Raw genomic sequence first — 8078 nt, forward strand, 5'->3', positions numbered from 1 at the left:
ATGCGATACAAATCGAAACAACACTCCTATCCATCAAGGAATTCATCATGACCAAGATCGAAAAAGTTCTCTTCTCCGGCAACACCCACACGACGGTCAACCGCGACCCCGCAGTCCAGCGTGGCGAACACGGTGTCGTGGACCTCAGGCTGTCGACGTCCGCCGGCGACAACGTCGACTTCATCGCCACCGAGCCGCATCCGAGAGCCGAGCAACTGTTCGCGGGAGCATGGTCGGCCTGTTACATCACGGCATTCGGGATCGCGGCCCAGTTGAAGAAGGTCGCGCTGCCGGATGACTACTCCGTGGATATCCAGGTGGACATCGGACAGACCGGTGCTGCGTGGTTCCTCGGCGCCCAGTTCAACATTCGCGTGCCCGGTTTGGATAAGGAAGTTGTGGAGGCGATCGCGCACTCGGCTCATCAGATCTGCCCGTATTCAAAGGCGGTGCTCGGGAACATCGAGATTGGGCTTAACGTCGTGACGGATTGATTTTGTTTGGCGCGTGCTTCTTGCGGAGGCACGTGCCACTTGCTGGATATTTTTTGGGAATATTTTTTATGAAGACCAAGGTTGGTTTTATTTCTGCATTGATCGTTGCATTTTCGGCATCCGCTGCCGCTCCCGCATTCGCTAGCGGATATGGACCGGCGCCTTCGTATCGACCTTCAGTTGGTGCGCCGGCGTCGCAGCGTGGTCAGAATGTGCAGACTGTTGCTGGTGAGCGTGCAAATGCGGTGGGTGTGCAAGGGGGGTATGGTGGGGTTGTTGCTGAAGGGACTGAGGCGGGGGGGCGTGTTGTCAAGACGTCGGGTGATGGTTTGTTTGCGCATCATTAGACGAGGTGTTGGGTGGTCGCCGGCCGGCGTGCGGGCTGGGTCCGTAGGTTGGTGCCATCAGCAAACAAAAGCCCGCGCAGCTGACGCAACGCAAGTTCCGGTGGGAGGAGGCCTTCCGTATTTTCTGATTTTTTCAAGGAAAAAAAACCCAATCCTTCCGGGGGCATTTTCGCGTGCCCCCTCCCCTGCCCCCCGCTGCCGGGCACTGGGATTCCGGGTTCGAACTCAGACCACCGAAACTCGAAGACGTCCATCGTGGCCACCGCGCAGCGACGTAAAGGGAACGGGCAATTCGACGCACTACTCATCTGCACTCCACTCTAGTTCATCCCTTCCTCGTTCGCCAGCCGCAGTTCCCGAGACCTCAGCGACCCACGCGTTCTGACGACAGTACGTCGGCCATCTTGCGCTCAGTTGGGTCGCCGAGGTCTCGGGAACAGCGGCCGCCGCCGTGATGCGGAATATCCACGGCTCCGGATTTTTCACAGTGCCATCGACGCCCGTAGTGAATGGCTCAATGTTGAACTTCGGAATACGAGCAACGTGGCTAGTCGAGGTCGCATCTTTCATACAGCAATGGTGCGACGTCACGGGCTCGACCTTCTCAGCTACGCCTTTGCCCGGCAGCCGCGAGTCTGAAGCACTGTGCGCGGCCGGACTTTTCCGACACGGGTCCAGTTGGAGCCGGTATGTACCGCTCGCCGGAGAGGATGTCGTCCCACTCGATTGCAAGCTTCCATCGCCGGCTTCCCGCATTGTCGGAGGTGGACACTTTGAGGCATCTTTGCCATGGGGACGACTCAAGCCAGGTGGTCAAATCGTCTCGTTCAATATTCAGTTGCTGACCCGGAAGCGACCTACGACCAGTGCGAGCCATCTGTATCCGACCATGCCAACCGGTCGAATCCTGTTCCTCTTTAAATCGACTTGACGCTTGGTTCTTACCGTATCCTTGAGCCTGTTGCGAGGACGCGGTCTGATACCTCGGCTCTATCACATGCTGCTTCGATTCTATTGACCAGCTGGTGTGCCGCCTCCGCTAATTGTCGGGCGAAGGCGTTGGCTGTGAATGCGCCCGGGACTAGGTGCCAGAGGACGCATATCCTGCCGATGAGGAGGGGGCGTAACCACCTACGCCGGCTAATGAGGTTGCGGGATTGCTGGCGGCTGTGGGGAAACTACCCGAGATACGTGCGGCGCCCCCCCCCAAAGAGGGGCCGACGGAGGTACTCGCAAGCCCTCGTTCCGAAAGCGAGCAATATAAGAATCGAGACAGCGTCGGCGCATCAACTCGCCCGCAACAAAAGTACCAAAGCGAACTGGCGGAACCTCAGGGTCAGCAACTGGAGGGCATCGACACGCTCTCCAGCAATACCGCTGATAAGAACTCCTTCGATAGGGCACCTTGACACTGAAAAACTCAGCATTCGCGAGACGTTCGCACTTCGTCCTTCACTGCCAGCACCTTGTGGTTCAGAGTTGCTTGCGTTTCAATTCATTGTTGATGACAGAGATGATTTTCCTTGCCATATTCGGAGCGACAATATGCCGGGCCAACGGGGTGATGAGTTCCGAATCAATCCAGCTCATGTCCAGGAAACCACCTAACCGCTCCAGCATGAGGGCAATTCGGCTTATCAGGGCATCGTTTAGCGAATCAGGATTGAATTTCCCTACAGGCCAAGGCGGTTGCGGTTGCACGGTTTTCGCACTGCCATAGAGCGGGATGATAGGACACTCCCCCGGGCGAGGCGTGGGTCCTTGATAGCCGCCTGGCAATTGTGGAAAGGGGCCGATGAAGACACCCTTGTTGCTTTGCGATAGGGTAAAGGTTCCCGTCAGAAACGCCTGGCAGTTCCTACGGCCGAGCATGAAATCATGGTCCCTGAAGCTCCTGCTCATGAAACCCAGAAACGCCCCGAGGCCCTCGCTGCACAGTGCCTGGCCACCAGCGATGGTGTTCATCCCCGTTATGCGCTTGGGGGCAATAAGAAACCGCGTGTACACGTTCGGACTCAGGAAATCAGCCATGTCGGCAGTAGCAAAACGGTTGGCACCGACCAGCATATGTATTGTGGGTCCGAGAAGCGCCTGTAACGCGAGCACCGCACTTGGTGCAGCCTGAGGTGGAGGGTCACAGAGCGGGTCCACGAGCACAATTGCGCGATGGGCAGATGCTCCACTCGTGTCAGCGGACTTTACATGCTGTTGTGTCTCCAGCCCCTCCAGGGTTTGGGAAGCCAGCATGATAGGTTCATTGTCCGTGCAACCGCCGTCAAGGGAGGTAAATGCATACTGCTGCAACGCGGTGGCGTCCGGCGCAATCTTTTCCCACTTCGGGACAATCCAGTCATACTTGCCCGTCTGGTTGTTCCATACGAACCGGTATGCGTAGGTTGCTGCCCCGCGCTGGATGACGCGTGCCGGCAAACCGATTGGAAACGCTGAGGTGCCAAGCGCGTTCTGGGCAACAGCTTCCCACTGAATGACTGTCGGACCTTCGATAACACGGGCGGGGGCCAACGTGAACGTTGCCGGCACATTCAGAAACACTGCGTCCGGAAGGTACTTGATAGTCAGCGGAGCGGCTCCGGGGGGAGCCGAATAGCCCGCATATACCCGGGCATAGTCCGCGTGGTTCGTGAAATATTCATCGGTGACCCCCACACCCGAGAATACCTGCGCATACGGAATACCGGCCAGGTTGGTGTGGGTGACGACGATAGTAAGTGGGTTATAAATCCAGCTTCTGGAAGCTGAATCGACTATGTTCCCAGCTGCATTTTGAGCCTCAGATGGGTACTGCAAGGCGCCGTCGGCAATGCTCTGGAGGATATTTCCATTGAGCAGGGACACAATCTGCTGATTCGTGTCGAGGTCGCTCACGTCCAGCAAACCAGTGATGTCGATGTCATTGACCCAGACCTCATAGAACGGATTGGGCGAGGGTGTCGACATCGCTGCCGCAGAACCCATTGTTACATGAGGGAATCGGTAGTGCAGAGCGCGCGCCATCAGCAGAGCATTGATGCCGCCTCCAGATGCCCCTGTCATGATGCGAATGCGCACGTGGTGCTTGGGAACAGGTCGATTGTCATCATCGTCGTAAGGCTTATCCGCCTCCTCCAGCAGGCGCGCCTCATCCCATGCGTCAAGCGCCTCGAACAGGAAGTCCAGTACGCCCGCCGTGAAGGTGCCGGCCGAAACCGTGCCGCCGAGCACAAGACCGAGCTCAAATATGCCGGCTTCGTCGCTGGGCGTCGGAAAATAGTCTTCTGGGCGTCCTTGTGCGACGGGCCAGTTTTGAGGCAAAGCTTGTGTCTGCTCCGCAGGAGTGTTCACATCAGCCACGGCAATCTCCAATGGTGAGTTCTCTGGTCAGGTTTCGGGAGGTACCTCGACCACATCTCGGCGGTCACTGACGCGCACCATAACAACGCTTCAGTGGCAAGCGAGTAGCTCCTTTACTTCGAGAAAAGGTCGGCCAACTTGGACGTGGGCCTAAGCAACTGCTGCCTTAACCGTCTTACTAAGCAAGTCCGGCACCAATCGTTCAAAGAAACCAGCTACGATTCCCAACAGCATTACCGCATCTAACGATGGAGACCCTACTCCCGAAGAAACGACGTCGAGTTTTATCGCAGGTACCAGGCCCGTCCGTAAACACAAAAGAAGTATGCCGGCTGAAATCACGCCTATTGTTACGCGAAGTGATATGTCGCCGAGAATGTCCAGCAGAGACAGGTCTGTCAAAACGGTCCGTTGCCGCATCCCAATCGCGATGGAAAAGAATGCGCCAATCGAGCCCGCACCCGCAGCTAGTAATAGCGGGCTCCCGGCGATGTCTAGCGTTGGGGGCAACCGAGTAAACAGAACTTTCAGAAGCAACAAGACGAGCACGTAGATAACGGTTACGAGCAAAGTTAGCCATAGATAGTTAAATCGCGCCATTGACGACCGCTCCTTCGCCATATCGCCTAAAATTTCGTTCAAGGACTTGAGCGCATTGTCTGCATCACCTTCGAGGCACTGATTTAGAGCAGCTGCGACATCATTTTGGTAGTTAGTTGTTAGTCTTTTCTTTCTTTCCCACATTGCTCGGCTCCACGAATCAAGAGTCGCTGATATCCTGCTTCGAACAAGATTGAGCTCCGCAACGTTCGCTCTTTGAGTGCCGGCAATTGCCGCATCGTCGGCGTACTGAATTAGTACGCGAGTTCCTGCTCGGTAAACCGCAAATGAGGACGGCGATTTATAATAAACCTCATCAATTTTCTTTTCCGAGATATCTATCGCGCCAACACGAATATCGTCCACGGACAATATGCCCTGTTGGCCGACCGAAGCGATGGACCGCACGTACGACAGTGGAAATTGAAACTGCAAGGCTGCCGTTAGTAAATCGCGAAGCGCTGTTTCGTCTGGACGCGCGAGTGGCGCGCCTTGGTCTTTTGCGAGAAAGCAAACAACGTCCGCGTTCACGCCGGACGCGAGTGCAGGAACACACGACTCCTCGGGGTTTGGCAGGCGGGCCGATTGAACAATAACTGACCGTTCTGCCCGGACGCGTGACTTCCCCCACGTTTCACCAAGACGCGCCATTGCGTCGTCGGACAGCCATAGAAGAACGCCCCACACTGATTGTCCGGGTGCATCCGCAATGTCGGGCACTGGTTGTTCACGTTGGGCACTGGACCTCCGAAAGACAAGAGCGGCATTCGGGAGACGGGCGTAACCGATGGGCTCGACGGTCACAGCGGTCGCTTGACTTTCGTGATTCGAATCAGGTTCCACGGAGCCATTTATCCCCGTGCAATATGCAAAGTACAACGGCATAGTACCAACCTCCTACCCCGATTCCTTTCATTCTTATTGTTAGGATTACATATAAACTTAGACTATCAAAGCCGCAGTCAGACTCGAAGAGATAATCGACACTGGCTGCGTCCTTGGAATAGGTAGGGAGCTCGTCGGCTCAGTGTCTTCTTAACTTAAGAAGTAATGAGCTAGCGAGCCGTAATAACGAGGCTTCTTTCATACAATTTAGTGCGACTATAGGTTGAATCCAAATCCGTGAGCGGGCAAATGTGCGGCTCCGCACATAGCCTAGAGCATCACGATAGGGCCACAGCGTAAACGGTAGTGACAATCATTTTGCATGGCGCGGCTGGCACGGAAGTCCCCAAAAATCGCGGTCCATCGCTAATGCCCCCCGGTTGAGAGCTTGTCCGGCGCCATCGCGCCATGGGCGGCGGGCCGGACGCGGGTTTGGCGAAACGCGCCTGACGCACAGGTCCTTAAGGCGCGACTTGAGCTCCAGGTCACCGTCCAAAACGACGCCGAACGGGCCGCGCTTGCCGAGAGGACCTAGGGCGCAGGACGCGGTTCGGATTGCTTCCCGTATGTCGTCCCTCCTCTGGCATCGGAGGCGGACTCGTTATTGACGGAAAATTCATCAGGCGGCAACGAAATGGGTCCGGGGTTTGGGCATATTGTTGTTGAGCAAACAGGCCCGGTCTGCTTCTGCGGGAGTCTACGGTCCGTGCCGACGCATGCCGCTGAACCGTCCATCCTGGTCGCGCCCCACGACTCGGAGAGCCTCATCCACAGAAGCAATACGTCGCAATGCGACCGACTTTTGCGATAGTTCGTCGAACGCAGTGATGCCGGGTCTGATTCGAAAGAGCGTAAGTCTAGTGCGGAAATATAGACTGAAGAGCCCACAACCTAAGTCCGCTACTACGCCGTGGAGTAGAAAGTGCAAGACAGACTACCTTGCGATTCGACGACTTGTAAAACGATACCGAGTTCTGCACTAGCCGTCGGTTTGGGGAAGACTTGGGCAGATAGTAGGTCATAGTCGCGTCGGGTGGATGTGTGCAGCGGGCCAACACTGGCCGGAGTCAGCGACTCGCAGTAGGCGCACTTTCGTCCAAACAGCGCATTCAGTGCGGACTTGACGGAGTCATGCTTGTAGGCAGCAAATTTGGGCTTTCGCCCTTCCGCAATAGCGGTCAGATTCGCTTGAGTTTCGGTGTACCCAGGACTCTCCTCTCCCGCCAGATGTCCGGGGGTCAGCACAGAAGTTCTACTGACTTTAATCATTGGGTATCTAGTTGGCCAGGGGAGTCAATTGCGCCGCTGGGAGTCAGCGTCGCCGCGTGGCGTATCACGAGGACCCGACACGATGGTCATGATTTCCTTGATGCGATTGACGGAATTCTGCGACAGCACGTCAGCGCTGACCGACGGTATTTCCGGCGCAGGGAAGTTCGCCTCGTCAAAGGCAAGCAGTTCCAGCAGCATTCGCTCGCGACGATTCAGTCCGAGCAGCGCCGAACCTGTCAGCTCCGAACGAAGCCGCTCAAGCTCCCGTCCCTCGTCCTCAGTGCGAAACGGTTTGACCACGAGGGCCTGGTACCGGCGCATCGCCACATCCAGGTCGGGGTCGACCGTACTCTCCAACCCGAAATGCTCCGACGCCAGTAGCTGGTCGACCCGAAGCTGGCTCACGTCAGGCAAGTCAACGAGTGCATATACGCGGCTATGGACGTCCCGGCGAAGCGCAGCCACTTCATTCTGTTCGAGTCCACGCAGGCAAAGAGGCTCATGCGTGCTGAAAATGAACTGGACGCTCGGAAAGGCGGAACGGAGCGCCGTCACAATCTGCATGCGCCACGCCGGATGAAAATGGTTTCCAAGCTCGTCTATCAACACGATGCCTTGCGCCGACTGCATCGACTGATAGCCTGCGCGATGCATCATCTCCATGATGTCGGCCGCAATCCCGAGAAGGGACTGGTAGCCGTCACTCAATTGCGCAAACGTGCGGAAATCGCTCCCACCGACGCTCGCCAAAACACGGGTATCTTGTCCTTCTGGGCGCAACAGTCTCACGTCATCGCCAACAGGCATCAGACTTCGCAGAGTCATTGCCGCATCGTCGAACACTTCGTCAGACACTGAAGCAAGCCACGCCTCAGCATCACCGACCGGTAAAAACGGGTCAAACAGGTTGTCAATTTTCGCCTGTACAAATCCGGGTTTGGGTCGGTGCTTCGGCGTCGCGAGGAGTCGGCTCGAACCATAAGCGAGCACATAGGTGCGATTCTCGTTCTTGTATTTCAAAGGCCGGTCCCGCTTGTGAATGGCGGTCGAAATCCGACATTGGATGGCGGCGTCGGACAGCCGTGCGACGCGATTGCTGTTCAGCCCGGCGACTCTGGGACGTTTCATG

5 protein-coding genes are annotated in these 8078 nt (G+C 56.5%); 2 read left to right on the top strand and 3 right to left on the bottom strand.

Annotated features, from left to right (window positions below; all coding sequences use genetic code 11):
* Positions 1-47: 47 nt before the first annotated feature.
* Together P3T43_RS32450 and P3T43_RS32455 are read left to right on the top strand one after the other, a co-directional pair.
* Positions 48-494 (top strand): Ohr family peroxiredoxin, encoded by a 447-nt coding sequence (locus P3T43_RS32450; RefSeq protein WP_429285091.1) that lies wholly within the window; start codon positions 48-50, stop codon positions 492-494.
* Between the two features lie 68 nt (positions 495-562).
* Complete coding sequence (locus P3T43_RS32455) at positions 563-841, top strand: hypothetical protein (protein WP_429285092.1); 279 nt, start codon at positions 563-565, stop codon at positions 839-841.
* 1473 nt (positions 842-2314) lie between these two features.
* On the opposite strand, the gene P3T43_RS32460 is transcribed toward P3T43_RS32455, so the two are convergent.
* The 3 genes from P3T43_RS32460 to P3T43_RS32470 form a co-directional block, all read right to left on the bottom strand.
* The gene (locus P3T43_RS32460; protein WP_429285093.1) at positions 2315-4192 is read right to left on the bottom strand and encodes a hypothetical protein; all 1878 of its coding nucleotides are present in this window, start codon (positions 4190-4192) and stop codon (positions 2315-2317) included.
* 150 nt (positions 4193-4342) lie between these two features.
* Positions 4343-5512 (bottom strand): hypothetical protein, encoded by a 1170-nt coding sequence (locus P3T43_RS32465; RefSeq protein ID WP_429285094.1) that lies wholly within the window; start codon positions 5510-5512, stop codon positions 4343-4345.
* Positions 5513-6970: 1458 nt separating this feature from the next.
* Positions 6971-8078: AAA family ATPase (locus tag P3T43_RS32470; protein ID WP_429285095.1), on the bottom strand; the 1108-nt coding region annotated here is incomplete at its 5' end.

The sequence above is a fragment of the Paraburkholderia sp. GAS41 genome (genome assembly GCF_050436545.1).
GTDB lineage: Bacteria > Pseudomonadota > Gammaproteobacteria > Burkholderiales > Burkholderiaceae > Paraburkholderia.

Excerpts from the sequence above, each read along its gene's own strand:
- P3T43_RS32450 (WP_429285091.1), top strand. The coding sequence starts at position 48 with ATGACCAAGATCGAAAAAGTTCTCTTCTCCGGCAACACCCACACGACG.
- P3T43_RS32455 (WP_429285092.1), top strand. The coding sequence starts at position 563 with ATGAAGACCAAGGTTGGTTTTATTTCTGCATTGATCGTTGCATTTTCG.